This window comes from Shewanella frigidimarina NCIMB 400, from assembly GCF_000014705.1.
Lineage (GTDB): Bacteria > Pseudomonadota > Gammaproteobacteria > Enterobacterales > Shewanellaceae > Shewanella > Shewanella frigidimarina.
Map to the genome: position 1 here is coordinate 3,235,300 of NC_008345.1, position 26,512 is coordinate 3,261,811.

The following is a 26,512-nucleotide window of genomic DNA, read 5'->3' on the forward strand; positions in this document are numbered from 1 at the left end:
CATGTCAGTAGAACGAAGTATTATGGCCTTTGCTGGCTTTATGGTTTTATTATCTCTTGTGTTAACCGCAACAGTTAGCCCGCATTTTGTCTGGCTTACTGTATTTGTAGGCGCTAATCTATTTCAGAGTGCTTTTACAGGCTTTTGTCCTGCAGCGATGATAATGAAAAAATTAGGCGTCAAAACTGCAGCTGAAATAGCCTTAAATAAATAACAAGGAAATTATCGTGTTTAAAAAATCTATGCCGTTGTCTGTTCAATCTATTTTGGCGCTATTGGTCTTATTCGCGGCATCTCTTATGCCGACTTGGGCTGCAGAGCAAGAGCCTAGCGTTGCTTGGGAAAAAATAGACCGCGGTGTCACGTTAATTGATGTGCGCACTGCTGAAGAGTTTGCTGCTGGACATATTGACGGTGCTATTAATATTCCATTTGAAAATATCGTCTCAGAGTTGGCAAAGCGCAATATCACTAAAGACTCCGAAATAGTCCTTTACTGCCGCAGCGGTAACCGTAGTGGTATGGCGCAGGAATCATTAGTTAAGCAGGGTTACAGCAACACCTATAATGCGGGTGGTTTTGATAGCTTAATATCAGCACGATAACCTCTCTAACAATCTAAAACCACAGGCCTATAACTGTGGTTTTATTAAACATATCCAATAGTTTATCGTATTGATATCTTCCTCATATCAATACGATAAACGTTGCTACTTTCAGCCCCCTATATTTTGTCTGCAAAAATATCTTTACACATAATATTAGATAATTATTTATTAGCATAAAGCGGATCCGTTTATGCACTTTCTAGTTAAGCGCTTTCATTAAGTTAACTCCATTAAAGCTCGAAAGATACCCTTCTACCAGTTCGAGATCTGGTTGAATTTTAATTCAAAAATTATAGGTAAAAATTCAAATTAATTCGTTCTATAAGACCTGTTACTTGACAACAAACATTAACAACTTGTTTACACAAGGCTGAAATGTGGTTACCTTTTAGACAGATAGGCAAAATAGCTTATCAGTAAAACATAATTATAAAAGACATTACGTCCCACCCTGATTAACATGGAAGATAATATGAAAAAGCATAAAAACCCAACGGTCGTGCTTAGCATGACAGCACTCGCTTTGGCCATTTCAACTCAAGTAAACGCAGCACCAGCCCCTTCTCAACTCTCTGCAACGAATCAACAAATTGAACAACAATCACCTTTACCTAAACGATATATCGTTAAGTTCAGAAATGATAATGCTGCACAGATACTCAATAGCAGTTCCGCTGTACAAAATGTAAATGCTGAAACGGACAACAGTATGGCTTACGAGCCTCCTTCAAACGAAGTATTTACTCAATTTAGAGCCTTGAATAGCGTAAAAGCACGAGAAATGAAGCGCGTAGGTCGCAGTAATAGTTACTCGGTAAAGCTCGACTCGTCTTCTATTAAAGCATTACGTTTGCGTCAAGATGTTGAATACGTGGAAGAGGATTTACCCCGTAGACTGCTAGCAGAGACAACACCTTGGGGACAAACCTTTGTAGGTGCGACTGTGTTAAGCGACAGCCAAGCAGGTAACCGTACTATCTGTATTATTGATTCTGGTTATGACCGCAGCCACAATGATTTAAGTGGTAACAATGCAACCGGGACCAATAATTCAGGCACCGGTAACTGGTATCAACCAGGTAATAATAATGCCCATGGTACTCACGTAGCAGGTACCATTGCCGCAATAGCAAATAACGAAGGTGTGGTCGGGGTTATGCCTAACCAGAATGCCAATATTCATGTTGTAAAAGTGTTTAACGAAGCAGGATGGGGCTACTCATCATCGTTAGTCGCTGCGATTGATACGTGTGTTACTTCAGGTGGTGCAAACGTAGTCACAATGAGTTTAGGTGGCAGTGGTTCAACCACAACTGAGCGTAATGCATTAAATACTCATTATAACAATGGGGTGTTATTAATTGCAGCTGCTGGTAATGCTGGCGACAGTAGTTATAGCTACCCAGCATCTTATGATAGCGTAATGTCTGTTGCCGCGGTTGACAGCAATCTTGATCATGCTGCTTTTTCACAATATACAGACCAAGTTGAAATTTCAGGTCCTGGCGAGGCAATTCTATCAACGGTTACCGTTGGCGAAGGTCGTTTAGCAGATATAACTATTGGCGGTCAGTCTTACTTTAACAATGGTGTAGTGCCGCACAATCGTTTAACCCCATCTGGTACTAGCTACACTGCTGCACCGATTAACGCAAGTGCAACTGGAACCTTAGCGGAATGTACTGTAAACGGAACCAGTTTTAATTGCGGTAGCATGACCAATAAAATCTGTCTTGTTGAGCGTGTAGGTAACCAGGGTTCAAGTTACCCTGAAATAAACGCGGTTAAAGCCTGTAAAACAGCTGGTGCCAAAGGAGTCATTGTTTACAGTAACACTGCGCTACCAGGGCTACAAAATCCATTCGTCGTTGATGCTAACAGTGAAATTCTGATCCCTTCTATGTCTGTTGACCGAGCAACAGGGCTTGCACTTAAAGCCAAGTTGGGTCAATCAACCACTGTGAGTAATCAAGGCAATCGAGATTATGAATATTACAATGGCACCTCAATGGCAACACCACATGTGTCGGGCGTAGCAACATTAGTGTGGAGTTACCACCCAGAATGTAGCGCCAGCCAAGTACGTGCTGCATTAAATGCCACAGCAGATGACTTAAGCGTTGCCGGTCGTGATAACCAAACAGGTTACGGGATGGTTAATGCAACAGCAGCAAAGGCTTACCTAGACGAATCATGTAATGGTCCAACCGATCCAGGTACAGGCTCTGGTGACAGCGTACTTGAAAAGGGCGTGGCAAAAACGGGCTTAGCTGGCGCTAAAAACGATGAATTATATTTCTCGTTAGACGTTCCTGCAGGCGCGACAGACTTAAGCTTCACTATGAGTGGTGGCACTGGCGATGCTGACTTATATGTGCAGTATGGCGCATCACCTACCAGCAGCAGTTACGACTGTCGTCCATGGAAAGGTGGTAATGCAGAGTCTTGCCCAATTGCGACGCCTCAATCTGGTACTTACTATGTAATGCTACAAGGTTATAGTGCATTTAGTGGTGTAAATTTAGTGGCTAACTACACCGCTGGTAGCACTGGAGGCAGCAACACAGGCGGCCCAGCAAGCTACAACAATACCGGTAATTATACAATTCCAGACAACAACACTAGTGGTATTACTAGCCCTATTACTGTTAGCCGCACTGGTGATTCAGGAACGGTATCGGTGTCAATTGGGATTATTCATACTTATATTGGTGATTTAAAAATCCAGTTAGTTAGCCCTACCGGCCAAACGGTTGTACTGCATAACAACACTGGTGGTGGTACCGATAATCTAACCCAGACTTACACCGCTAATATGGCAGGTGTCGAATCAAGTGGTGTATGGACATTAAAAGCTGTTGATAATGCGAGACAAGATACTGGATATATTGATACTTGGAGCTTAAGCTTCCAGTAATATTATTTAGTTGATTACAAAAATAGCCACATTATGTGGCTATTTTATTTCTGATGGATTAACTTTTTAACAGTTAACAGACTAATAGTGAGGTTGTGTTGTTTGCAACACGGCAGGCTGCTGAATATTGGCAATCACTTCAAATATAGATGCAAATGAGTTTGGCGTACTCACATCGACAGCTAGCTTTAATCGACGAGCAATATCATTAGCAGATAACACACCACGGATGGCATGATTTGAACGGTCAACCACTAAGCAATGTTGCTGTCCTGCTGATTGTAATGTCTCAATAACATCACCAATACGAGCATAACTTAAATCTTCAAAATCAATCGCTTTCAGATCCTCTTTAGGGATCATAAAATCTGCAACACTTAAATGATCACGCTGATGCCCAGCGGCAACACGTTTCAATATCTCTTGATTATGTAAAGACTCAAAGCTGATTAGGCCAATAAACCGATCTTTATCATCTATTACTAATTTAAGACGTACATGCGACTTCTGCATTAAGTGCTCGACCTTAACTGCCGACGTACTCGATTCTATCACCATAGGAGTCACTTTCTTAAAATCAGTAAACACGTTTAATGCTGAGGATAACACTGAGATATCTTCATGAGCTTCTGGTGAAGTTAGTTCATCAATTTTTTCTACTGGGTATAGGGCTAATTTCTTCACAATAACATCCTTAATCAACAACCATCGCGAAACGTGAAACATCATATTTATTAATTAGTTATAATTTATTGTGATGCTCACTACATGATTTGATTATCTGCCTGTGATTTTATTAGTACAAGACCCATTTGATTAAACTTAATTAATTTCTACAAAATTAAGGTTAAATTCACTTTACTGTGATCGTAATTATGATAGATGTTGTGATTGTAGCCAAACAACCTGAACGCTACTACTTTAACGTTTCTGGCTCTATTAACACGCTATTATTTGCATCTGATAACCACACTTGCCCTTCGCTAAGACTAACTTGTAACGCCATATTACGATTAACAAAAACTTCCATTTGTTTCACCGCATCTTCAGGAAAATTAATCACAGTTAAATTTTCATAGCGAGCAAACGCTTGCTGATTCTGCTGCCACCAAATTGGTACACTTCGGCCGCCATAAGTATAAAGAATAACCTGTTTTGACCGACCACATGCTTTTCTAAGCCACTTCTCATCAGCTTGGCCAAACTCAACCCAAAGATCGATTTCACCACTGAGGTTTTTATCCCAAAGTTCCGCTTCATCATCAACACATAAACCTTTACTGAACACTAACGTTTCTGATGCATTAATGGCAAATGCCAGTAAACGCACCATCATCCGCGTATCGGTTTCGGACGGATGTTGGGCTAAGGTAAACTGATGATCGGCATAATAATGACGGTCCATATCTGCAATCTGCAACGAAACTTTAAAAACGGTAGCTTTAGCGGCCATAAAAGGCTCCTACGAGGATAAAAAAAACCGAGTCTACTACAAAGTAGACTCGGCATAATAGAACATCGTACATCTTGGGTTAAATAGCACCAGGGCGTAGATGTTTTGCCATTGGAAAATGCGCGCTGAACTGGGCGACTTTAGCAGCAGAAGACACGATTAACATACGAGCTCCGTGTTCATATTGATGAGTGATATCACTTAGTAATGGCACAGCTTCTCTATTTGCATCTCGCCTTAATAATTCATTAATGTCACTATCAAGTGCACCATCACTGTAAACCACGTCTAATGTCTGTAACAACGACATGGCGGCAATAGGGAGCAAATGTGCCGGCGTATCCTCCATTAACAAAAGAATCTCACCTTTAACACTAAAGTCTTCAAAAGCCTCAAGGTAGCGTTGTTCTGTTAATGTATCGAATTTATCTTGGTTCGTGGTAAAAAATCGTTCCCAAAATAAACGTCTATCTTTACCTGCTAATAATTTATGTTGTACTTCCTCGCGCTTACTGGCAACAAAATCAAATAAAGGCGCTAATGATGACGGTAGCATGGTTTCGAGACGTGAACGGATAGTTCGAGCGAAAACAGGTGCGGCACCAGCTGTACTGATCGCAACCACTAACCTGCCTCGATCTACTATCGAAGGCGTAATAAATCGACAAAATTTAGGATTATCGACCACATTCACCCAAATCCCCCGCTCCGTGGCCAACTGTGCAAAATCCATATTCAATTGCTCATCGGCAGTGGCAAGGTAAATGATATCGACATTGGCAATATCATCTGCACAGACTTCACGACGAGACAGCTGGATCCGACCTTGTGCATAATAGTTTTCAATATCATTGGCAACCGTTGGTGCGATTACATGAATATGAGCATCAGTACGAGACAACAGATCGAGTTTACGTGTGGCAACCTCACCAGCCCCCACCAATAAAACCTGTAAACCTTGAGTATCAACAAACAAAGGGAAATATTGCATTAATCTACTCAGTCTTCAACGATAGGGAATTGATGTTGTATCCAAGCACGGTATCCGCCAATCATTGAGGCTACTTGCGTATAACCCATGAGCTGTAAATTATAGGCAGATAATGCAGCACGTTGACCCGCTCCACAATAAAGTAATATTGGGGTGCTTTTATCAGGAAAGCGATGCTCTATATCACGCTCAATAATGCCACGACTGAGGTGTTTTGCATCAGGTAAATGCCCTTGTAACCACTCGTTATCTTCTCGCACATCGATTAATTGCCATTGATCTTGTTGTTGATATTGCTCAATGGTTAATAAGTTGACATGAGGCATAACAGAATCGACCAAACTGGCAAATGCTGGAGAGGGTTGCATAGTGTTTCCTTAAGTTAGTTAAGTCACTCATTTGTGACAAATTAGCACTACATACGTCATAAACCTAAAAGTAGTTTAATCATAGAGTCTATTGGATTTTTGAAAACAATTTTGCAGCAGTTTGTGGCAATTTACTACAAAGAGGGGTTTATGATGGTGTCATTTATAGATGAATAAGCGCTAACTGCGTCACAATAAGCCACAAATGGACACTAGTGGCTCAGTTAAACGGGACGCTTATTTATAAGCTAGGTGCAATATTGCAAAACATAAATCGGCTTAGGGACTTTGCCCCAAAAATTTACGTCGTGATTAACCCCGTTTATCTGCAACAACATTTGGTGGTAAAGATGGACTTCAACGCTAAAAACCATCTTATACTCAGGCTTATTCGTTATGCATTTCACTTCTTTGCGAACTACATTGCCAACACAATTCGAAACTGCCTTCGTTTATTTCATGGCATTGGACACATTGCCATTGAGGCTGTTCAATATCGAGTGCATCCAGTAACGTTTGCGCAGCGGCAAGTTGATTATCTGCTACCCATAACTCAACCGTTTGCATTTCAATCGGCAAACCGCCTACGCCACCAATGAGTGCTTCACCTTTAAGATCAACTTCGATCCCACTCGTTTCCAGTAGCCCTTTCCATGTGTGAGCCTGCAGTAAATTACCACCGGCCAATAATACTTTTCGTTGTTCCATGCGTTATCCTACTGCATTGCTCTTGCTGGCAAATTTGTTTCATCCTACTGCCTCTACCAAAATCTGTCGAGTCTTGTTTGTGAATTGGACATTTGCCACAGACATGGTTAAGTTAACTTTATATAAGGGCCTGTTGATCTTTCAAGCACGATAAGTCAACTGGTCCTAGCGATTAGAACTTATTAACATCATAAATAGGGCTCTGCATGACAAAAATAGTCTTAAAAGGTGTATTTCAAATCACCGCTTGGAATGAATCGGCTTATGCTGAACACGACAATAACAACAAACAAACCATTGTCGAAGTTACCCAAACGTATTCAGGTGATATTAATGGTTCTGCTCAAATTCGCTATGTAATGTCATATCAAAATGGGGAGGCTGCGGTATTTGTTGGAATGGAGCACTTAACCATAAACACACCAGAGATATCCGGCACCATAGTATTACAACATAATGGCGTCTTTTCACAAGGTGTTGCCCAAAGCCAATTCAATGTAATAGCTGACTCAGGTACCGATAACTTGAAGCAATTTATCGGTCATGGTGAGTTTACATCAACCGAAAACGGCCAAGCAGATTACCTCATCACTTTACATCATGACTAAGATAACCATTTCTCGTATAGAGACGAATATCGGTACATTTAGAGTATCTGGCACTATGGCGTTAACTTCACTGATGTTTATCAGTGTTGATATACTCGGCAGTGATGGATGGGAAGCTCTGATAGTTGATCCACAAACTCAATGGCATAAAACGTTAATGGCTGCCTGTGAAGTGCATTTAGCAGAACAAAAGATCATAACTTAGGCATAAAAAGAAACCCCAGCAAGCTGGGGTTTCTTTTTAGCGATTAAGATTAATAATATTTATTAAGGCATCATTGAAGGCTGATCTGCACCTTCTTTCTCAATCTCTACCGGTAACATATGTTCACGATTGATACCCAATTTAATGGCTAAATAACTTGCCACGTAAATCGATGAGTATGTACCCACAAAAATACCGAGTAATAATGCAGTCGCAAAACCATGGATCATTGTGCCGCCTTTTAAAAACAGCGCAATAACGGTAATTAATGTAGTACCTGTGGTAATAACAGTACGACTCATGGTCTGAGTGATTGAGGTATTCACAATCTCTACAGGAGTGCCTTTGCGCATTTTAAGGAAGTTTTCACGGATACGGTCATACACTACGATGGTATCGTTAAGTGAGTAACCCACAACCGTCAATAAACCTGCCAATACGGTCAAGTCAAACTCAAGCTGTAATACCGAAAAGACCCCTAAGGTCACAATAACGTCATGGGCTAGCGCCGCTACAGAACCTGCAGCTAAACGCCATTCAAAACGAAATGATACATAGATAAGAATACAGATTAAGGCAACAATAACTGCTAAGCCCCCCTGCTCTGCTAATTCCTTACCTACTTGTGGCCCAACAAACTCAACACGCTTTTGAATCACGCCTGAATCAATTGACTGCGCAGCAGTTAATACTGCTGCAACCTGGACATCACTTTTTAACTCATTTCTTACCGGTAAACGAACTAAAATGTCGCGGCTTGAACCAAAGTTCTGTACCACGGCTCCTTCAGCTTCATCAGTCGTCATGGTTGCACGTAGAGCATTTAAGTCAACAGGAGCAGAAAACTCCATTTCAACAACCGTACCGCCGGTAAAGTCTAAGCCCCAGTTAATGCCTTGTACGCCTAACGATACAAAAGAAGCAATAACTAAGATCAACGACATTACACTAATAGGAAATGCATGACGAAGGAAGTCGACTGTATTCTTTACTGAAAATATCTGAAACATGTTCAACTTCTCCCTTAGATAGACAATGACTTAACGCGCTTACCACCCCAAACCGCATTCACGATTGAGCGTGTGCCAACAATGGCTGTAAACATCGAAGTCGCGATACCTATCATTAAGGTAACAGCAAAGCCTTTCACCGCACCGGTACCGACAGCAAACAAGATTAACGCTGTCATAAAGGTAGTGATGTTAGCATCTGCAATGGTTGAAAAAGCATTACCATAACCTTCATGGATAGCTTGTTGCACGCTGCGGCCGCCAAGAAGTTCTTCACGGATACGTTCAAAAATAAGTACGTTACCGTCAACCGCCATGCCCACCGTTAATACCATGCCCGCAATACCTGGTAAGGTTAATACCGCACCTGGGATCATAGACATCACACCAACAACCATAATTAGGTTTGCCAGCAATGCAAGGTTGGCAATAAAACCAAATGCACGGTAATAAACCATCATAAATACAAGAACAACAACCATGCCCCAAATCATCGCTTGAACACCGTTTTGGATGTTTTCAGCACCTAGGCTTGGGCCAATAGTTCTTTCTTCCACAATGGTCACTGGCGCAATCAACGCACCTGCACGTAATAATAACGCTAGGCTTTGTGCTTCAGTGTGCTCAAGACCGGTAATCACAAAATTACGGCCTAAACGAGCCTGAATCGTCGCAACTGAAATAACCTCTTCAATACGAGTCATTTTCACTGTGCCATCAGGATTACGTGTACCACTGTCTTTATATTCGATAAATAATGTTGCCATTGGTTTACCGATATTGTCTTTGGTCACGTTAGAGAAAATCGAGCCGCCTTTTGCGTCAAGATTAATCGCTACCTGTGGACGACTGTATTCATCAAAAGTAGGTTGTGCACCAGTGATATGATCACCCGTTAGCATCACTTCTTTTTTCAATACTGCAATCCCGCCTTCACGGCGTTGGTACACTTCTGCGCCTGCAGGAACACGACCATTTGCAGCTGCGCTTACGTCAGCCTTATCATCAACCATACGAAATTCAATTGATGCCGTAGCACCTAAAATTTCTTTTGCTCGAGCAGTGTCTTGTACACCTGGCAGTTCAACAATAATGCGCTCGGCGCCTTGACGTTGTACTACTGGCTCAGCAACACCCAGCTCGTTAACACGGTTACGAATAGTGGTAATGTTTTGCTGCAGTGCTTCTTCCTTAATTTGCTTAAGGTAAGCATCACTCATGGTGGCAAGAAGCATAAACTCATTACCGCTACTCGCATCGGTATAGGTCATGTCATTGCTGCGGGTTTTTAAATAAGTCTCTGCTTGGTCAACCGTTTCAGCATCTCGAAACTTAATCGCAATCCCTTTAGGGGTTTTACGAATACCAGCATAACGAATTTTCTCTTCACGAAGCTGGCTACGGAAATCAGCTATCTTAGCTTCTTCCATTTTACGAATAGCTTCGCCCATATCCACTTCCATTAGGAAGTGAACACCACCACGTAAATCTAAACCTAATTTCATCGGTGACCCACCAACAGCTTCAAGCCATTCAGGGGTTGCCGGAGCTAAGTTTAGCGCAACGGTATATTTCTGGCCAAGCAGTTCAGCGATAGCTTCTTTAGCGACTAACTGTTGCTCAGGATTTTGCACTCGGACTAATAACTGACCATTTTCTAGCTCGGCACGCTTTACCGCAATACCCTGACTATCTAATAAATCAACCACAGTCGTTTGTGTCGATGCAGTAACTTCTGCGCCGCGAGTCGCGACAATCTGCACTGCATGATCTTCACCAAACAAATTTGGAATTGCATAAAAACTACCAATGGCAATGACAAGCATCACCATGATGTTTTTCCACATTGGGTATTTATTTAACACACCATAGCCCTCTTGGCTTATAACGACTGGATAGAACCTTTAGGCAATACCGCTGCGATGTAATCCTTTTTAATCGTGATTTGGTTGTTATCATTAATCGCTAATAACACATAATCACTTTCTTCACCAATTTTGGTCACTTTACCGAGAATGCCACCGCTGGTTAACACTTCATCACCTTTTGAAATCGACGCCATTAGGTTTTTGTGCTCTTTCACACGCTTTGACTGTGGACGGAAAATCATGAAGTAAAAGATTAATCCAAACATGACTAGCATGAAAATTAACTGCATGGTTTCGCCACCGGCTACACCACTGATTGGGCTTGCATATGCATTTGAAATAAACATAGTTCTCTCTTCTTATTAGCTAAAATTAAACGATTAACTCAGGTACTTCACGACCAAAACTGGTATAGAACTCCTTAACAAAGGCGTCTAATGTACCTGTCTCAATTGCGCCGCGCAAACCTTCCATCAACATTTGGTAATAACGTAAATTATGGATAGTGTTTAAACGCGCACCTAGAATTTCATTACAACGATCTAAATGGTATAAATAAGCACGTGAATAGTTTTTACAAGTGTAACAATCACACTTAGGATCTAATGTTGCAGTGTCATCACGGTGACGTGCATTACGAATTTTAATCACACCTTCACTGGTAAATAAATGGCCATTACGGGCATTACGTGTTGGCATAACACAGTCAAACATATCCACACCACGACGAACGCCTTCGACTAAATCTTCAGGTTTGCCCACGCCCATTAAATAACGCGGCTTGTCAGCAGGAATTTGCGGACAAACATGTTCTAAAATACGGTGCATGTCTGCTTTAGGCTCGCCAACAGCTAAACCACCTACTGCATAACCATCAAAACCTATGTCTAAAAGACCCTTTACACTTTCGTCGCGTAAATCTTCAAACACACCACCTTGAATAATGCCAAACAAAGAGTTCGGGTTTTCTAAGCGGTCAAACTCATCACGTGAACGCTTAGCCCAACGCAGTGACATTTGCATCGACTTACGTGCTTCATCATGAGTTGCTGGATACGGGGTACATTCATCAAAAATCATCACCACATCAGATCCTAAAGAATCCTGAATCTGCATTGATTTTTCTGGGTCCAAGAAAATCTTTTCACCATTTATCGGTGAACGAAAATGCACACCCTCTTCAGTGATTTTACGAATATCACCTAAACTAAACACTTGGAATCCACCCGAGTCCGTTAAAATAGGACGTTGCCAATTCATAAAGTCGTGCAAATCACCGTGTTTACGCATGATCTCTTCGCCAGGACGTAACCATAAATGAAAGGTGTTGCCCAATAAAATGTCGGCACCGGTAGCGCGTACTTCTTCAGGCGTCATACCTTTTACCGTACCGTAAGTCCCCACAGGCATAAATGCTGGCGTTTCTACAGTACCGCGGTCAAAAATAAGACGTCCGCGACGTGCACGACCATCAGTTGTATCTAATTCAAATTTCATAAATCACCTTGCCAGATAAACAGTCTGACTCGTTTAGTTTCTATAGTAATGTGGGCAAATTTTAATGCTTCAAGGTTACTGGTACATTAAATCAAAAAAACGCCCACTATTGTGGGCGAGTATTTTAAATCAAATTCATTGCCTACGGGGCTTTTTTCGTCACAAACATCGCATCGCCATAGCTAAAAAAGCGATATTTTTGCGTAATTGCATGTTGATAAGCCTTCATGACCGCTTCATAACCGGCAAAAGCACTCAACAGCATAATTAATGTTGATTCTGGCAAATGAAAATTAGTGACCATGGCATCAACAACTTTAAATTGAAAACCTGGGTAAATAAAGATATCGGTATCACCACTAAAGGCTTCAAGCGGACTATCTCCACTTGCACGCGCTGCACTTTCTAATGAACGTACTGAGGTTGTGCCTACGGCAACAACACGATTTCCAGCCGCTTTAGTTTGCGCAATTAGATCAACAACCTCTTGTGACACATTGGCCCATTCTGAATGCATCTTGTGTTCAAGCACATTATCCACTCGTACAGGCTGGAATGTACCGGCACCGACATGTAAAGTAACAAAGGCAATATTAACCCCTTTGGCTTTTAAATCGGCTAACATGGCATCATCAAAGTGTAACCCTGCTGTCGGCGCAGCTACAGCGCCTGGCGTTTGGTTATACACTGTTTGATAACGTTCTTTATCAGTATCTTCATCTGGACGATCAATGTAAGGAGGCAATGGCATGTGACCGACGTCTTCAAGCACTTCTAATATGGTTTTATCAGACTGTAACTCAAGCTCAAACAATGCATCGTGACGAGCCAACATTTTCATTTGGTAGCCGCCATCTAAGTCGATAAGCGTATCCACTTTAGGAGATTTTGAACTGCGAACGTGGGCTAAAATGCGTTTATCGTCGAGCATGCGTTCAACGAGAATTTCGAGCTTGCCGCCAGTCGACTTTTGACCAAATAAACGTGCTGGTATAACTCGGGTGTTATTAAACACCATCAAGTCTCCAGGATTGATTAGATTGAATAAATCAGTAAATTTTTTGTCTGCAAGCTCACTGTTTTCGCCACTTAACGTGAGTAAACGCGAAGCATTGCGTTGTGCTGTCGGATAGCGAGCAATCAGCTCATCAGGTAGGTCGAATGAAAAATCTGCAACACGCATAGTATGATCTCAACAGTAAAAACGGCCGCTAGTCTATGGCGACTGCGGGTTAAGATCAAGTTTGGTGATTATTTTGTCGGCTTTTGTTCTATCGACTCGGTGTCGCTATCGTCCAATTCAAGAGTATCTGACTTGGCAGAGTCAAAGGTTTCGTCCGATTTGTATGAATGCTCTTCATAACGCATGTCGATGTGTACTTTATTTCTTTTGGCAGCAGCAGGCCTACCCAATAATTTTTTAATCCAGTCTTTCATCATCCTTGATCCCTAAATTAATCCTATAACCTTTTAAAAGCAGTTACATATACGCATTACAACAATACGAAGTTCAATACTCCATGACATTTATCTATAAAACGTTATGATTAACTCCACTCACTCGCCATCTTGTAACGCTTTGTTACAAACGGCTAGTATCATACTGTAAAATAATAAAATTAGAAGTACAATTTATGAACTTTTTAGCTCACTTACATTTAGCCGACATCAGCGATACTCACCTAGTAGCTAATTTGTCGGGTGATTTCGCAAAAGGTAACATAGAGCAACATCCAAAACATCTACAACAAGGGATATGGCTTCATCGCCAGATAGACCAAATTACTGACAGTCATGAAATTATTATTGACCTACTAAAGTTGTTCCCTAAAACCTCACGTCGTGTTGCTCCGATACTAGTGGACTTAGTATTTGATCATTACTTAGCATTTTATTGGGAAGAGTATCATCATCAGCCATTAGATGAATTTTGCCAAAAAGCATACCACCAGCTTAGTACTACACTTGAACTACCTCCGACGTTACAGGCCATTGCGCCACAAATTATCCAGCAAGATTGGCTAAGTAGTTACCAAACAAGGCAAGGATTAGATCAAGCGATTAAAGGCGTCAGTCGTCGTTTATCAAAACCAGAACTTTTTGACCATGCCATTAAAGATATCGATAAGATTTATATTGATATCGAGATTGCATTTAGAACCTTTTATCCGCAGTTAATGGCCTATAGTAGGCTTTATAGTCGTAAGACTCCGGCAGCATATTTACCTTAATACAGGGTATTTATAGGAATTAATGTAGTATGCCGTCATGGTTACTTAATCTAAAATACACACTCAAAACCAAACGATTTTGGCTAACGAGTCTACGCGATATCATCGTTATTGCGGTGGTGTTGTTCGCTATCGCGAATTATCTACAGCGAGATATGCGAACAGGCGTAGCTATGCCAATTAACGCGTATACTATCGCCAATAAACCAATATCATTATTTACTGCACCATCAATTAACGCCCAGCAACATATTAGAGAGAACAGTACCCAACATAAACCCACCTTGGTCTATTTTTGGGGCACTTGGTGTCCGGTGTGTAAAGTGACATCTCCTATGGTGAACTCAGTTAGTCTGAATCCAGATTATCAGGTTGTTTCCATTGCAGTAGCTTCAGGTTCTGACGACGACATCAGCACCTTTATGCAACATCATCATTATCATTTTGATGTCATCAATCAGCATCAAACAATGTTATTAAGCCAACAATGGGGCGCCATGGCATTGCCTGCTATTTATATCGTTGATGCTGAAAACAATATTCGCTTTGTTACCTCTGGCGTAACAAGCAGTTGGGGAATGTCATTACGGTTGTGGCTAGCGACCTGGTAAAGCGGCGATAACCAAACAGTATTATTCAGCCGAATAATTGGTTTTTGGTTATCAGTAAAACTTTGTTAGTATCCGCAACAAGAGTACTCGCGAGATTAACGTTTCGCCACATCAATACCTGAATCAGACACAATTAGAGAGACAATTTATAATGCACATCTTTACTTATCAACCACCATCAATTCCGTGGTTGGACATACGCTATAAAGACCGTGACATTATCGTCATCAATAAGCCTTCAGGCCTATTATCAAATCCAGGACGTTCACCAGACACACACGATACGGCCATAACCCGTTTGCAACGATGTTATCCTGAAGCGATTTTGATCCATCGTTTAGATTGTGATACTTCTGGGATCATGATTTTTGCTCGTACTAAAAAAGCAGAATCACATTTAAAAATTCAGTTTCAAAATCGACAAGCTAAAAAGGTGTACATTGCCGAAGTGATTGGCCATGTGGATGAACAGCAAGGTAAAGTGAACTTTGCGCTAGGAGCTAACCCTGATTCACCACCATTCCAAATGCTTACTGATTCGGGTAAAGCAGCATTAACCTATTTTAGTGTGTTGGAGCATCGTGCTTATTCAACTTTGATGGAATTAAAACCTCATACTGGCCGGACTCATCAGCTTAGGGTTCATATGTTGGCGCTTGGACATACCATTTTAGGCGATGAATTCTATGGCGATGAATCAACAATTAATGCCAGTAAACGGTTAAACTTGCATGCGCAATCGCTCACAATTACCCATCCTTATAGCCAAGTCGAGATGACGTTTTTTAGCCAGCATCCATTTTAATGCCGTCATTACTTAACCTGAACTCGGGATAAGGGATGAACTTAGCTATTTAAAATCAGCATGTTAACCCAACTCACTTTCAAGCTTGTCATTTGTTATGCTAATAAGGCGAATTGACGCGTCAATAGCTAGCCTATTGTAAGTCGATTCAACACAGTTAGCAGGACAAAGGGCTGTTTGAAAGGCGTTTATTATCCCGAGCTCAGGTTACTTATGCTCAATTAGACAAAAAAATGCCGACACAATCGCGTCGGCATTTTTTAATGAATATACATAACCTCAATTCGAGTTATGAGATGGGATAAGTAAGGTAAAATGGCAATATTTGGCCTATTTCATATCAAACTTGTCATTTGTTTTGCTAATAAAGCGTATTGACGCATCGATACAACACAGTTAGCGGGATAAAGACTATTTGATAACTGTTTATTATCCCGAACTGAAGTTACATACAATATTAACTCACTTGAGCGGCTTGCTTGGCCTCTTTAGCTTCAGCAGCTTCACATGCTGCTGCAGTAAAGATAACATCTGTAGAGCTATTTAGTGCTGTTTCGGCTGAATCTTGAATCACACCAATAATAAAACCAACTGCCACAACTTGCATGGCAACATCATTAGAAATCCCAAACAAACTACACGCTAATGGGATTAATAATAATGAACCACCGGCAACACCTGAAGCACCACAAGCAGAAACCGACGCTATCACGCTCAATAACAGAGCTGTCATAAAGTCCACTTGAATACCCAAAGTATGAGCTGCTGCTAATGTTAATACCGTAATGGTAATCGCAGCACCGCCCATATTAATGGTGGCACCTAATGGAATAGACACTGAATAAGTGTCTTTATGCAGTTTTAATTCTTCACACAAAGCCATGTTGACCGGAATATTGGCCGCACTTGAACGGGTGAAAAAGGCTGTTACACCACTTTCACGTAAACACTTAAATACTAATGGATAAGGATTACGCTTAATTTTGACATAAACGATAATAGGGTTAATCACCAAAGCAATGAATAACATAGATCCCACAAGTACCATCAATAATTGGCCGTAACCCGCTAGAGCGTCGAAACCTGTTTCAGCAAATGTGGCCGCAACTAAACCAAAAATACCGATAGGCGCTAAACGAATCACAAAGCGAACAATATTTGACACCGCATCACTGACATCTGAGAGCATTCGTTTAGTGCTGTCGCTGGCATGATGCATGGTTATTCCAAGACCAGCCCCCCACACCAAAATACCAATGTAATTGCCCGTTAATAGTGCGTTAACTGGGTTATCGACAATTTTGAACAATAAGGTATTGATAACTTCACTAATCCCTTGAGGAGGATTGGTGCCCTCTATCCCAGTGGTTAGCAATAAAGTGGTTGGAAACGCAAAACTGAATAATACTGCGGTTAATGCAGCAACAAATGTACCCAGAAGATATAGCCCAATGATAGGACGCATATTGGTTTGGCTATTTTTCTTTTGATTGGCAATCGATGATGCAACCAAAACAAAAACCAGGATTGGCGCAATAGCTTTTAAAGCACCCACAAAAAGTGAGCCCAAAAAAGCCACATTGTTGGCACCTGTTGTTGAAATACTTGCCAGAATCACGCCCAAAATGATTCCGCTGATAATTTGTAGCACGAGGCTACCGTTAGCGATACGAGCTAACAGTGATGTTTTTTGATTCATTGCTTAACCTATGATTATTATATTTATGACTTTTTATGATCAAGGTTTTGCTTATCTTTAGAAAAGGAAACATCACAATACTCGTCATATCCACGTATTCATCACCTTACAACTCATAGTGATACAATATCTAGGTTACGACTCTCATGACATCTCGATAATATCAATGCTATTACTGAAAACACCCAGCTCTTCTTACTCATTGAGCGTAATTAACTCACACCACTCAATTTGCACACTTCAATCAATCCGTTTTCAGGGATAGCACTCCCTCATTAAAGTTAAGCATTACCTTGTGCCCAGCGAATATACTGAACACTGTAAAAGCCTTGTAGCTATATATCAGGATGCCATGCAATAAGTCTAGTGTTGATGCCAAATGAGTAAAAAAATTCAATCATTGCTCATAAAGAAAGCACTAATTTGACGGTTACAGTTTACTTGCTGTTAAATTGTTAACGATGTTAAAAGCTGAAAATACCATAAACAAAACAACAGCAATCATCAAGCAGGCTGCAGTGCTTGAGCACCTCTAAGCATCGCTTCAATCAACTCTTTAGCATCAAACTTTGTTAATGCCTCATTGGCTCCGACTTGTTTAGCTTGGCTAACACTGATTTCGCTGGATAAGGACGTATGTAAAATAATGTACGCGTGTTCAATCGCTGGATTATTTTTAACCTCAAAGGCTAATTCGTATCCATCAAGTCCTGGCATTTCAATATCACTCACCAGTAAATCAATAGGCTTTCGTTCTTCCGCGGCTTGTTGCATCATCTGCAGTGCATCACGACCATCTGCCGTCACTTGATAAGCAATGTTAATCGAATCTAATGCATCAGATAATTGCTTGCGGGCAACTTTCGAATCATCCACCAGTAAAATACGTAACGGAGTTAATTTCTCACGTTGTACATCGGTTAATATCGCTCGATTATTAATCGGATCATCCGGGAATATTTTCGACAGTAATAACTCAACATCTAATAACTGAACGAGCTGATCATTAAAACGGGTTACACCTGTTAAAAATGCATTTTTGCCTAAGTTACCTGAAGGTGCTTCAATATTACGCCAATTACATTCAATGATTTTATCGATTGAGCGCACAAGAAAACCTATCACCATTCTCTGACAATCAGTAATAATGATGTAGCTGTCTTTAAGCTCTGCTTCGGTAACGGGCCTATAACCAATACCTGCAGCCATATCGATAATAGGAATAGTCATACCCCGAATGGTTGCAGCCCCCAAAATGGCTGGGTGAGAGTGCGGGATTTTAGTTAAAGGAGTAAACGGCACGAGTTCACGAATTTTTAAAGTACCTAAAGCAAACACTTGTGTTTGATTTAGCTTAAAAAGCAATAAACCCTGCGATTGATTCGCTTTGCTCATTTTCGGACTCATCATTACCCCTTCATCTAAAGACTGAAACCTATTTCACTATAGCATTTATCGTCAGTCTTTAGACTAGCTTAAGTGGTCTATTTTATCTGCAAACATCATTACAAATCACAAAATTAGCTATTCATCCGATAAGAGCCAACTCGATAAATCATTTCGATTACAATTACGTTTCAATAAATAGTGAATATTTGAGGAGAAGACTCTGGTTGATAACAAGAAATAGCAAACTACATTAATACCTTTCCGACAACAACCAGTCGATATTTTATACAAAAAAATTCAACGATTAAATCGCTCTTAGCCTTCTTAACGCAATTTATAAAAGCTAGGGAGAAAAACTTAATCGGCTATATACACATATAAGCTAGAACAGAGTGCAAGTTAGAACCGAATACAACCCAATAAAAACAACAAAGGGAAACAATGATAATTAAATCAGCTACTGATTTAATTATCATTGTTTCCCTCATTATTATGATGCTTTAAATTGACATAAAATCAGTTCGAAGCAGATTGCAGCTCGTAAAGTACATCATAAACAAATTGATCCCAACCCTCGGCATCGAACGCTAAGCCACTGGCATTGCGAACTTGACTAACTGCATGCAAAGGCGCCGCACCATTTTCCATCATATAATAAGCCATCACCATTTCTGTACGATTAATCCCAGAGCGACAATGGAGTAACACTGGTAACTGATCGGCTTCACATTCACGAATAAATGTTAAAACCTGAGGGAGTATTTCAGCACAAATGGCTAGGTCATGCGATTTAGGTGGAATATTATCAGGTAAATTAAACACTTTATGACGAAGACCTAATTCAGCCATAGCGTCGGTATCACAACCTTCAGCATTATTTAATGATGCGATTGCACCGAAACCAGCCTGCTTAAACTCAGCTAAATCCCACGCATCTTTGTTTGGACCACTACGGCCTGCAATTTGTCCATCAACTAACCAAAAAATATGTTTCATATTACCTACTACTAATCTGGTTTTTTAGCCCAAATATCAACATTAACTGAGGACAACTTCTTACGTTTTTTCTTGCCGCTACCTTCTGGCTTAGCCATTGGCTTAGGTTGTTCCAGTACGCTTTCAGGCACTACATCATCAGCCTCAAATCCGTTAACTTGTTCACGTTCAAGGCGAATTTGATTCTTTTTCTCAATAACAGAGAAGTGATGATACTCATCATGCGACAACAAGGTCAACGCTAAACCGACCTCTCCCGCACGTCCGCTGCGACCAATTCGATGCATATAATCTGCTGGACTGCGCGGTAAGTCAAAATTTATTACTACAGGTAATTTTTCAATATCAAGGCCACGAGCAGCAATATCTGTTGCAATGAGCACTTGAATATCACCCGCCTTAAAACCTTCCAATACACGACTTCTCGCGCCTTGGGCTTTATCACCGTGAAACACCTCTGCAGTGATACCACGTTTAGCCAGTTTTTGAGCTAAATGATTGCAACTATTTTTAGCGCCAACAAAAATCAACACTTGGCGCCATTGATGCTGTTGTAGTAAATGTGCAAGTAAAGCGGTCTTTTTTTCACGATTAACCGTCATTACCCGTTGTACTAACGTACTCGCCTCAGCGCTTTGTAATTGTATCTCAAGCGGGTTAACGAGCAACGCTTGCGTTAGTTGGCGAACTTCATCTGGGAAAGTCGCTGAAAACAATAACGTTTGTTTTTGCTTAGGAAGTAAATTGAGTACTTGAGTCAGCTCTTCAGTAAAACCAAGGCTTAACATTCGATCTGCTTCATCAAGTACTAGCGTTGTCACTTGGGACAGCTTTAATGCATTTGACGATACTAAATCGAGTAAACGACCTGGCGTCGCGACGACTACATCCGCACCGCCACGCAATGCTAGCATCTGAGTATTAACAGATACACCGCCAAATGCAGCAACCACTTTAATGTCGCCATTTAAATGAACCGCATAAGATTTAAAGCTGTCGGCAACTTGCTTAGCAAGTTCTCGCGTTGGTACCAAGACTAACGCACTAACAAAATTACCTTTGGCAGATGTTGCTGCCCGACGACTCACCAATTGATGTAATATCGGCAATGCAAAAGCCGCTGTTTTACCTGAGCCAGTATTGGCACCTGCCAGTAAGTCTTTACCAGTTAATGTGCTAGGAATGGTTTCAGCTTGGATTGGTGTAGGCTGAAGGTATTTAAGCTCGGTTAATCTAGCCAACAATGGAGTATGCAGGCCAAATTCAGCGAAAGTCGTAGCTAAAGAAGCTTGGGTCATGTATCAAATGCGCTCAAGAAAATGGTTATCAATCGCACATTTTAACGTACTTTGGCACAGCAGTCAGATAAATTAGTTAATTTCTTCAATCCCTTCCAAGTCCAGTAGCCACTGCTTCATATCGAGCCCATAAGCATAACCGGTTAACTTACCGCCTTTACCTATCACCCGATGACACGGAACGATAATAGCAATTGGGTTTGCACCATTTGCAGCCCCAACAGCCCTGACAGCTTTAGGTCGCCCAATAGTATTGGCGATATCACTGTAACTGCAGCGCTGGCCGAATGTTAATTGACTCAGAGCATGCCAAACCTCATGTTGAAAAACAGTCCCCTTAGGCGCTAGAGGAACACTAAAATGTTGCCTTTGATTAGCGAAGTACTCTGTTAATTGAATGACTGTTGTATCAATGTGCTGTTGGGCTTGTACCACTAAATCTTGAGTCGTCTCAGTCGTGCCTTGTTGGAATCTAAACTGAGTTTGAATCTCTACAAGCGAGCTCGTTTGGGCAAGGTCTTCAACCTGCAGATGGGTTAATCCATGCTCAGATGCTTTAAGCGAGAGTAAACCAACAGGACTTGTGACTAAAGCATGGCACTTCGGCGAAGTAAAATGGGTCATAATATTATCCGTTTTTTGCAGCGACAGGATCGTTATCCCAAAGCTGGAAGGTTAAGTAACTGCCCCAAGGTGATGCTTGTGTTGCAATGTCGGCAGCAATGCTTATGTACGATTTAGGGGTTTCAATGGGTATACCCGATTGCTCATATAATGCATGAAGACGATTTTTGATAACTAAATCAGAACTCAAAAACACATCAGGATCACTCAAACCTCGCATATTCGCATAAGCAACAGTCCATGGACCAATACCTTTTACAGACAACCAATCGTCAGGTGTTGAGTCAGCATGCTGATGCACAAATTGCCCCAAGGCATTTAAGGCTAATTTTCGAGCTCCTGGCATTTTAAGTTCATCTAATGAAGCGTTAGCAATAGCTTGTGCCGTAGGAAATAACTGCCAAGTCTTACCATCGATGAACAGCGTTTCACCATAAGATTCAACCAATAAATTTAATAGTTTAGTGGCTTGCACTACACTGACTTGTTGCCCTAATACGGCACGGCAAGCGGCCTCAAAAACGCTGCCAGCCGCTGGTATACGTAAACCACTATCAATTTTGGCGCCTAATTTAATGATGGGAGATAAAGCTTGCTGAATGACTTCCATGTCAGCATCTAAATCAAACATACGGCGTAATTGCAGAGTAATATAATGCAAGGACTTAATATCATTAGCATCAGCTAAGTAAATACTCACATCAAGTTGGGGTTTATCGGCATTTGGTGAAATGTAAAAAACACCTTCTACGCCATTAAACGAAAAGGTTCGGCCATACCGTCCCGAAATATCATCAATGACTTCCATATTATCAACTTGACGAAATGCATAAAAAGCCAACATCTTCGCCCAATTAAAGGGGGGACGGTAAGATAATGCTAATGTTATTGGTTTAATGTTAGTGCTCACTTGATTATCTTTATAAGGATGAGTTACATCAGTTGAATGTCGGCTCTTTTGGCGTAATTCGCTAGGTGTTAACAATAGTTCTTGCTTAAAAATTTCATTAAACCGCCTGATACTATTAAAGCCAGCAGCCATGGCGACCTCGGTCATTGATAATTGTGTTTGGTGTAATAACTGCTTAGCAAACATCAATTGCTGATATAACGCAAAACGTTTAGGCGAAGTCCCCAAACCTTGGTTAAAGAGTTTATTTAAATACCGACTGGTAATGCCTAACTTATCAGCTAATTTAACGATCGTCCCTGCATTCTCACCAGTTAAATAGCCTTGCTCAATTAACGTAATCGCTCGCATTAACGTAGTTTGAGTACCTAACCACGCAAATGAACTTGGCGCACTATCTGGCCGGCATCGAAGACAAGGCCTAAGTCCGACATTAGCCGCTTTAATCGCAGAATCAAAGTAACGGACATTTTTTTCATAGGGTGCAGGAGCGGGACAAATTGATCGGCAATAAATACCAGTAGTGATAACTCCGGTAAAAAATTGACCATCAAAGCGAGCATCACGACTAAGCCTTGCTTGCTGGCAGATCTGTGCTGCAATATTACAATCACTGTTAATCTGGACCATTCGTCTATTTAGCCTTATATCACTCAATGGAAAACTGAACTATTTTCTGCTTATAGCGTATTTAAGAGATTACTTTACCGAAATACAACAACCACGACTAGCGGAAAACGGAACTCAATCGTTTCGTATATGGTAACAATTTAACCCATTACATTTGGCCTTTTTGCGTTATCCTAGTCAGCAGAATTTTCACCATTAAGTTAGAGCATTAGATGTTTAAATTTTTTGAATCATTGACCCAAGCTTTACCGCAAGAAGAACCGACTCAGCCACCCAATACTTTGTACGCATTTTGTCGTCATTATACCCGCGGGTTTGGTTTGCCTTTAATTATCATGTCAGTACTAACAGCCATAATGGCAATGTTGGAAGTGTCACTGTTTGGCTTTATGGGACAACTGGTAGATTGGTTAGTCACCAAAAATCCACAAACATTGTGGCAAGATGAAAGCACTACCTTGATTACCATGTCAGTGATTGTCTTAGTCGTAATACCGCTGGTTGTCTGGTTACATGCTTCTATCGTGCACCAAACGCTTTTGGGTAACTACCCCATGGCTATTCGTTGGCAAGCACATCGCTATTTACTCAAGCAGAGTATTTCATTTTATCAAGATGACTTTGCAGGACGGATCGCCACAAAGGTAATGCAAACTTCGCTTGCTGTACGTGAAACGGTTATGAAATTACTGGATGTACTGATGTATATTTTAGTGTATTTCACCTCTATGTTGGTCATGATTGCCACTGCTGACGTACGTTTAATGCTACCCATGCTCGTTTGGTTAGCAGCTTATGTGTTGATCCAATGGAAACTCGTTCCAAAGCTGAAAGCGATATCGACAGAACAAGCCGATGCTCGCTCGACAATGACGGGCCGCATTGTCGACAGTTACACCAACATATCAACCGTAAAGCTGTTCTCGCATACGACTCAGGAAGCTGACTACGCCCAAGATAGTATGACGCGTTTCTTAAAAACCGTTTATGGCCAAATGCGTCTGGTAACGATCATTAATGTTTTAGTGCAAATCATCAATTACTTATTAGCGTTCACCATTGCGGCTGTGTCTATTTGGTTATGGGCAGACAATGCGATTACGGTTGGTGCCATTGCGATTGCGGTGAGTTTAGCATTGCGTTTAAATGGCATGTCACAATGGATCATGTGGGAAATCAGTTCACTATTTGAAAATATTGGTACCGTTACCGATGGTATGAATACGTTATCAAAACCCATTGCTATCCAAGATAAATTGGATGCAAAAGACATTGTTGTTGACCATGGAAAAATCGATTTCAACCAGGTTTGCTTTCACTATGGTGAAAAAACTGGCGTTATTGAGCAACTAAACCTGAATATTAAAGCAGGTGAGAAAGTCGGCTTAGTGGGACGGTCTGGTGCAGGGAAATCGACTTTAGTAAACTTATTGATGCGTTTTCATGATATTGAAAAAGGCCAAATACTGATTGATGATCAACCTATAACGGATATTACCCAAGACTCATTACGGGCAAATATTGGTATGGTGACTCAGGATACGTCGTTATTACACCGTTCGATCCGTGAAAACATTCTGTATGGTGATCCACATGCCAGTGATGAAAAATTAATGGCCGCGATAACTCAAGCACAAGCTGCAGAGTTTATTGACAATTTAACGGACCCCTTTGGCAACAAAGGGCTTGATGCCCAAGTAGGTGAGCGCGGCGTTAAGCTGTCTGGTGGTCAACGCCAACGGATCGCCATTGCAAGAGTATTACTTAAGAATGCGCCAATTCTATTGCTTGATGAAGCCACTTCAGCATTAGATTCTGAAGTCGAAGCAGCGATTCAAGAGTCGTTGTATGAATTGATGGAAGGTAAAACAGTGATTGCGATAGCGCATCGACTTTCAACGATTGCAGCTATGGATAGACTCATTGTATTAGATAAAGGCTGTGTTGTTGAACAAGGTACTCATCAAGAGCTAATTAATGCCAATGGGATTTACGCACAACTGTGGGCCCATCAAACTGGCGGATTTTTAGGGTTAGATTAATCGAAAGTTGAGCAATTAGCATTAGCCACTCAAATTTGAGTGGCTTTTTTATGCATAGCTATAAAAAATAAGCACAAAAAAGTGAGAGTATCACATTAGATTTTTTGGATTGCTTGGATTGCTTGGATTGCTTGGATTGCTTGGATTGCTTGGATTGCTTGGATTGCTTGGATTGCTTGGATTGCTTGGATTGCTTGGAGGCATATCAGAGGGATAATACAGAAATAAAATATGGTGGTCGCTACTGGGCTCGAACCAGTGACCCCCTCCTTGTAAGGGAGGTGCTCTCCCAGCTGAGCTAAGCGACCTGGGATAAAACGTAAATGTAAGCTTAAATTGATATGGTGGTCGCTACTGGGCTCGAACCAGTGACCCCCTCCTTGTAAGGGAGGTGCTCTCCCAGCTGAGCTAAGCGACCTGGGAATATCAATCTTTTTGTAAAATATGGTGGTCGCTACTGGGCTCGAACCAGTGACCCCCTCCTTGTAAGGGAGGTGCTCTCCCAGCTGAGCTAAGCGACCTGGGATATTTTACTTTTGAGTCCACCACTCTATTTGAGAAATGGTGGTCGCTACTGGGCTCGAACCAGTGACCCCCTCCTTGTAAGGGAGGTGCTCTCCCAGCTGAGCTAAGCGACCTGGGACTCTACACAACAGTTTAGTTAATTATATGGTGGTCGCTACTGGGCTCGAACCAGTGACCCCCTCCTTGTAAGGGAGGTGCTCTCCCAGCTGAGCTAAGCGACCTGGGATATAATTAACAGTTATAATCCATAAATAAAAATATGGTGGTCGATACTGGGCTCGAACCAGTGACCCCCTCCTTGTAAGGGAGGTGCTCTCCCAGCTGAGCTAATCGACCTCGCTGTGTGGGGCCGTATTATAGGGGGCAAGCAAAACCTGTCAACGCTTTTTATTTAAAATAATGTCAGTCGGACTAAAATTGTTCGCTTTGATGCTTTGTTGAACAAGGGATTGTGATCAAAAATAAAGAAAATCCAAAAACCTCCCTAGGTTTGAAAGTCCGCCATTTCAACTGCTGGGT

26 protein-coding genes and 6 tRNA genes are annotated in these 26,512 nt (G+C 41.3%); 9 read left to right on the forward strand and 23 right to left on the reverse strand.

What is annotated here, in order from left to right; genetic code table 11:
• Position 1: 1 nt before the first annotated feature.
• The 3 genes from SFRI_RS13850 to SFRI_RS13860 all read left to right on the forward strand — a co-directional run bounded on the left by SFRI_RS13850 (position 2) and on the right by SFRI_RS13860 (position 3,525).
• The gene (locus SFRI_RS13850; protein ID WP_011638139.1) at positions 2-214 is read left to right on the forward strand and encodes a YgaP family membrane protein; all 213 of its coding nucleotides are present in this window, start codon (positions 2-4) and stop codon (positions 212-214) included.
• A 13-nt stretch (positions 215-227) separates the two neighbouring features.
• Positions 228-605 carry a rhodanese-like domain-containing protein gene (locus tag SFRI_RS13855; RefSeq protein ID WP_011638140.1) on the forward strand — a complete coding sequence of 126 codons (378 nt, stop codon included), beginning with the start codon at positions 228-230 and terminating at the stop codon, positions 603-605.
• Between the two features lie 475 nt (positions 606-1,080).
• Complete coding sequence (locus tag SFRI_RS13860) at positions 1,081-3,525, forward strand: S8 family serine peptidase (protein WP_041413117.1); 2,445 nt, start codon at positions 1,081-1,083, stop codon at positions 3,523-3,525.
• Between the two features lie 81 nt (positions 3,526-3,606).
• Here SFRI_RS13860 and SFRI_RS13865 read toward each other — a convergent pair whose 3' ends face one another.
• From SFRI_RS13865 to SFRI_RS13885, 5 genes are all read right to left on the reverse strand, one after another.
• On the reverse strand, positions 3,607-4,209 hold the full coding sequence (locus SFRI_RS13865; RefSeq protein ID WP_207892977.1) for a CBS domain-containing protein: 603 nt from the start codon (positions 4,207-4,209) through the stop codon (positions 3,607-3,609).
• A 232-nt stretch (positions 4,210-4,441) separates the two neighbouring features.
• Positions 4,442-4,978, reverse strand: coding sequence for a YaeQ family protein (locus SFRI_RS13870; protein WP_011638143.1), 537 nt, complete (start codon positions 4,976-4,978; stop codon positions 4,442-4,444).
• 79 nt (positions 4,979-5,057) lie between these two features.
• Positions 5,058-5,969 (reverse strand): precorrin-2 dehydrogenase/sirohydrochlorin ferrochelatase family protein, encoded by a 912-nt coding sequence (locus SFRI_RS13875; RefSeq protein ID WP_011638144.1) that lies wholly within the window; start codon positions 5,967-5,969, stop codon positions 5,058-5,060.
• A gap of 8 nt (positions 5,970-5,977) precedes the next feature.
• Complete coding sequence (locus SFRI_RS13880) at positions 5,978-6,337, reverse strand: rhodanese-like domain-containing protein (protein WP_011638145.1); 360 nt, start codon at positions 6,335-6,337, stop codon at positions 5,978-5,980.
• A gap of 387 nt (positions 6,338-6,724) precedes the next feature.
• On the reverse strand, positions 6,725-7,045 hold the full coding sequence (locus SFRI_RS13885; protein WP_011638146.1) for a putative signal transducing protein: 321 nt from the start codon (positions 7,043-7,045) through the stop codon (positions 6,725-6,727).
• A 206-nt stretch (positions 7,046-7,251) separates the two neighbouring features.
• Between SFRI_RS13885 and SFRI_RS13890 the strand changes: the two genes are divergently transcribed.
• Positions 7,252-7,653, forward strand: coding sequence for a DUF3224 domain-containing protein (locus tag SFRI_RS13890; RefSeq protein WP_011638147.1), 402 nt, complete (start codon positions 7,252-7,254; stop codon positions 7,651-7,653).
• Complete coding sequence (locus SFRI_RS21550) at positions 7,646-7,858, forward strand: hypothetical protein (protein WP_145991533.1); 213 nt, start codon at positions 7,646-7,648, stop codon at positions 7,856-7,858. The genes SFRI_RS13890 and SFRI_RS21550 overlap by 8 nt, the downstream gene beginning before the upstream one ends.
• A 62-nt stretch (positions 7,859-7,920) precedes the next feature.
• Here SFRI_RS21550 and secF read toward each other — a convergent pair whose 3' ends face one another.
• The 6 genes from secF to SFRI_RS13920 form a co-directional block, all read right to left on the reverse strand.
• On the reverse strand, positions 7,921-8,868 hold the full coding sequence (gene secF, locus SFRI_RS13895; protein ID WP_011638148.1) for a protein translocase subunit SecF: 948 nt from the start codon (positions 8,866-8,868) through the stop codon (positions 7,921-7,923).
• A 14-nt stretch (positions 8,869-8,882) separates the two neighbouring features.
• Positions 8,883-10,733 (reverse strand): protein translocase subunit SecD, encoded by a 1,851-nt coding sequence (gene secD, locus SFRI_RS13900; RefSeq protein ID WP_011638149.1) that lies wholly within the window; start codon positions 10,731-10,733, stop codon positions 8,883-8,885.
• A 17-nt stretch (positions 10,734-10,750) separates the two neighbouring features.
• Positions 10,751-11,083 (reverse strand): preprotein translocase subunit YajC, encoded by a 333-nt coding sequence (yajC, locus tag SFRI_RS13905; protein WP_011638150.1) that lies wholly within the window; start codon positions 11,081-11,083, stop codon positions 10,751-10,753.
• A gap of 25 nt (positions 11,084-11,108) precedes the next feature.
• On the reverse strand, positions 11,109-12,233 hold the full coding sequence (tgt, locus tag SFRI_RS13910; RefSeq protein WP_011638151.1) for a tRNA guanosine(34) transglycosylase Tgt: 1,125 nt from the start codon (positions 12,231-12,233) through the stop codon (positions 11,109-11,111).
• A gap of 142 nt (positions 12,234-12,375) precedes the next feature.
• Positions 12,376-13,416, reverse strand: a complete 1,041-nt coding sequence (gene queA / locus SFRI_RS13915; RefSeq protein WP_011638152.1) for a tRNA preQ1(34) S-adenosylmethionine ribosyltransferase-isomerase QueA — start codon at positions 13,414-13,416, stop codon at positions 12,376-12,378.
• Positions 13,417-13,484: 68 nt separating this feature from the next.
• The gene (locus tag SFRI_RS13920) at positions 13,485-13,673 is read right to left on the reverse strand and encodes a hypothetical protein (protein ID WP_041413120.1); all 189 of its coding nucleotides are present in this window, start codon (positions 13,671-13,673) and stop codon (positions 13,485-13,487) included.
• 194 nt (positions 13,674-13,867) lie between these two features.
• On the opposite strand from SFRI_RS13920, the gene SFRI_RS13925 reads away from it, so the two are divergent.
• From SFRI_RS13925 to SFRI_RS13935, 3 genes are all read left to right on the forward strand, one after another.
• Positions 13,868-14,464, forward strand: coding sequence for an acyl carrier protein phosphodiesterase (locus SFRI_RS13925; protein ID WP_011638153.1), 597 nt, complete (start codon positions 13,868-13,870; stop codon positions 14,462-14,464).
• 29 nt (positions 14,465-14,493) lie between these two features.
• On the forward strand, positions 14,494-15,075 hold the full coding sequence (locus SFRI_RS13930) for a protein disulfide oxidoreductase (protein ID WP_011638154.1): 582 nt from the start codon (positions 14,494-14,496) through the stop codon (positions 15,073-15,075).
• 151 nt (positions 15,076-15,226) lie between these two features.
• Positions 15,227-15,880, forward strand: coding sequence for a pseudouridine synthase (locus SFRI_RS13935; protein ID WP_011638155.1), 654 nt, complete (start codon positions 15,227-15,229; stop codon positions 15,878-15,880).
• Between the two features lie 457 nt (positions 15,881-16,337).
• Here SFRI_RS13935 and sstT read toward each other — a convergent pair whose 3' ends face one another.
• From sstT to SFRI_RS13965, 6 genes are all read right to left on the reverse strand, one after another.
• Positions 16,338-17,579 (reverse strand): serine/threonine transporter SstT, encoded by a 1,242-nt coding sequence (gene sstT, locus SFRI_RS13940; RefSeq protein ID WP_011638156.1) that lies wholly within the window; start codon positions 17,577-17,579, stop codon positions 16,338-16,340.
• A gap of 504 nt (positions 17,580-18,083) precedes the next feature.
• Positions 18,084-18,986, reverse strand: coding sequence for a chemotaxis protein CheV (locus tag SFRI_RS13945; RefSeq protein WP_011638157.1), 903 nt, complete (start codon positions 18,984-18,986; stop codon positions 18,084-18,086).
• Positions 18,987-19,484: 498 nt separating this feature from the next.
• Entirely contained in the window at positions 19,485-19,964 is a 480-nt protein-coding gene (locus tag SFRI_RS13950; protein ID WP_011638158.1) for a protein-tyrosine phosphatase family protein, read from the reverse strand.
• 11 nt (positions 19,965-19,975) lie between these two features.
• On the reverse strand, positions 19,976-21,262 hold the full coding sequence (locus SFRI_RS13955; protein WP_011638159.1) for a DEAD/DEAH box helicase: 1,287 nt from the start codon (positions 21,260-21,262) through the stop codon (positions 19,976-19,978).
• A gap of 72 nt (positions 21,263-21,334) precedes the next feature.
• Entirely contained in the window at positions 21,335-21,886 is a 552-nt protein-coding gene (locus tag SFRI_RS13960; RefSeq protein WP_011638160.1) for a methylated-DNA--[protein]-cysteine S-methyltransferase, read from the reverse strand.
• A gap of 4 nt (positions 21,887-21,890) precedes the next feature.
• Entirely contained in the window at positions 21,891-23,426 is a 1,536-nt protein-coding gene (locus SFRI_RS13965) for an AlkA N-terminal domain-containing protein (RefSeq protein ID WP_011638161.1), read from the reverse strand.
• A gap of 212 nt (positions 23,427-23,638) precedes the next feature.
• Here SFRI_RS13965 and SFRI_RS13970 point away from each other — a divergent pair, with 212 nt between their 5' ends.
• Positions 23,639-25,468: an ABC transporter ATP-binding protein gene (locus SFRI_RS13970; protein ID WP_011638162.1), complete on the forward strand. Its 1,830-nt coding sequence runs from the start codon at positions 23,639-23,641 to the stop codon at positions 25,466-25,468.
• Positions 25,469-25,700: 232 nt separating this feature from the next.
• On the opposite strand, the gene SFRI_RS13975 is transcribed toward SFRI_RS13970, so the two are convergent.
• The 6 genes from SFRI_RS13975 to SFRI_RS14000 form a co-directional block, all read right to left on the reverse strand.
• Positions 25,701-25,776 (reverse strand) — tRNA-Val (locus tag SFRI_RS13975).
• Positions 25,777-25,810: 34 nt separating this feature from the next.
• Positions 25,811-25,886 (reverse strand) — tRNA-Val (locus tag SFRI_RS13980).
• Between the two features lie 27 nt (positions 25,887-25,913).
• Positions 25,914-25,989: transfer RNA gene (locus SFRI_RS13985), tRNA-Val, on the reverse strand.
• Positions 25,990-26,030: 41 nt separating this feature from the next.
• Positions 26,031-26,106, reverse strand: a tRNA-Val gene (locus tag SFRI_RS13990).
• A 32-nt stretch (positions 26,107-26,138) separates the two neighbouring features.
• Positions 26,139-26,214, reverse strand: a tRNA-Val gene (locus SFRI_RS13995).
• A 39-nt stretch (positions 26,215-26,253) separates the two neighbouring features.
• A tRNA-Val gene (locus SFRI_RS14000) sits at positions 26,254-26,329 on the reverse strand.
• Positions 26,330-26,512: the final 183 nt, after the last annotated feature.

Bases quoted from the DNA above. Each gene is read 5' to 3' on its own strand.
- SFRI_RS13970 (WP_011638162.1), top strand. From the start codon at position 23,639: ATGTTTAAATTTTTTGAATCATTGACCCAAGCTTTACCGCAAGAAGAA.
- SFRI_RS13945 (WP_011638157.1), bottom strand. From the start codon at position 18,986: ATGAGTCCGAAAATGAGCAAAGCGAATCAATCGCAGGGTTTATTGCTT.
- SFRI_RS13860 (WP_041413117.1), top strand. From the start codon at position 1,081: ATGAAAAAGCATAAAAACCCAACGGTCGTGCTTAGCATGACAGCACTC.
- SFRI_RS13935 (WP_011638155.1), top strand. From the start codon at position 15,227: ATGCACATCTTTACTTATCAACCACCATCAATTCCGTGGTTGGACATA.
- queA (WP_011638152.1), bottom strand. From the start codon at position 13,416: ATGCGTGTTGCAGATTTTTCATTCGACCTACCTGATGAGCTGATTGCT.
- tgt (WP_011638151.1), bottom strand. From the start codon at position 12,233: ATGAAATTTGAATTAGATACAACTGATGGTCGTGCACGTCGCGGACGT.
- SFRI_RS13960 (WP_011638160.1), bottom strand. From the start codon at position 21,886: ATGACCCATTTTACTTCGCCGAAGTGCCATGCTTTAGTCACAAGTCCT.
- sstT (WP_011638156.1), bottom strand. From the start codon at position 17,579: ATGAATCAAAAAACATCACTGTTAGCTCGTATCGCTAACGGTAGCCTC.
- SFRI_RS13965 (WP_011638161.1), bottom strand. From the start codon at position 23,426: ATGGTCCAGATTAACAGTGATTGTAATATTGCAGCACAGATCTGCCAG.
- yajC (WP_011638150.1), bottom strand. From the start codon at position 11,083: ATGTTTATTTCAAATGCATATGCAAGCCCAATCAGTGGTGTAGCCGGT.
- SFRI_RS21550 (WP_145991533.1), top strand. From the start codon at position 7,646: ATGACTAAGATAACCATTTCTCGTATAGAGACGAATATCGGTACATTT.
- SFRI_RS13850 (WP_011638139.1), top strand. From the start codon at position 2: ATGTCAGTAGAACGAAGTATTATGGCCTTTGCTGGCTTTATGGTTTTA.
- SFRI_RS13880 (WP_011638145.1), bottom strand. From the start codon at position 6,337: ATGCAACCCTCTCCAGCATTTGCCAGTTTGGTCGATTCTGTTATGCCT.
- SFRI_RS13875 (WP_011638144.1), bottom strand. From the start codon at position 5,969: ATGCAATATTTCCCTTTGTTTGTTGATACTCAAGGTTTACAGGTTTTA.
- secF (WP_011638148.1), bottom strand. From the start codon at position 8,868: ATGTTTCAGATATTTTCAGTAAAGAATACAGTCGACTTCCTTCGTCAT.
- SFRI_RS13885 (WP_011638146.1), bottom strand. From the start codon at position 7,045: ATGGAACAACGAAAAGTATTATTGGCCGGTGGTAATTTACTGCAGGCT.
- SFRI_RS13925 (WP_011638153.1), top strand. From the start codon at position 13,868: ATGAACTTTTTAGCTCACTTACATTTAGCCGACATCAGCGATACTCAC.
- SFRI_RS13955 (WP_011638159.1), bottom strand. From the start codon at position 21,262: ATGACCCAAGCTTCTTTAGCTACGACTTTCGCTGAATTTGGCCTGCAT.
- SFRI_RS13930 (WP_011638154.1), top strand. From the start codon at position 14,494: ATGCCGTCATGGTTACTTAATCTAAAATACACACTCAAAACCAAACGA.
- SFRI_RS13950 (WP_011638158.1), bottom strand. From the start codon at position 19,964: ATGAAACATATTTTTTGGTTAGTTGATGGACAAATTGCAGGCCGTAGT.
- SFRI_RS13870 (WP_011638143.1), bottom strand. From the start codon at position 4,978: ATGGCCGCTAAAGCTACCGTTTTTAAAGTTTCGTTGCAGATTGCAGAT.
- SFRI_RS13890 (WP_011638147.1), top strand. From the start codon at position 7,252: ATGACAAAAATAGTCTTAAAAGGTGTATTTCAAATCACCGCTTGGAAT.
- SFRI_RS13920 (WP_041413120.1), bottom strand. From the start codon at position 13,673: ATGATGAAAGACTGGATTAAAAAATTATTGGGTAGGCCTGCTGCTGCC.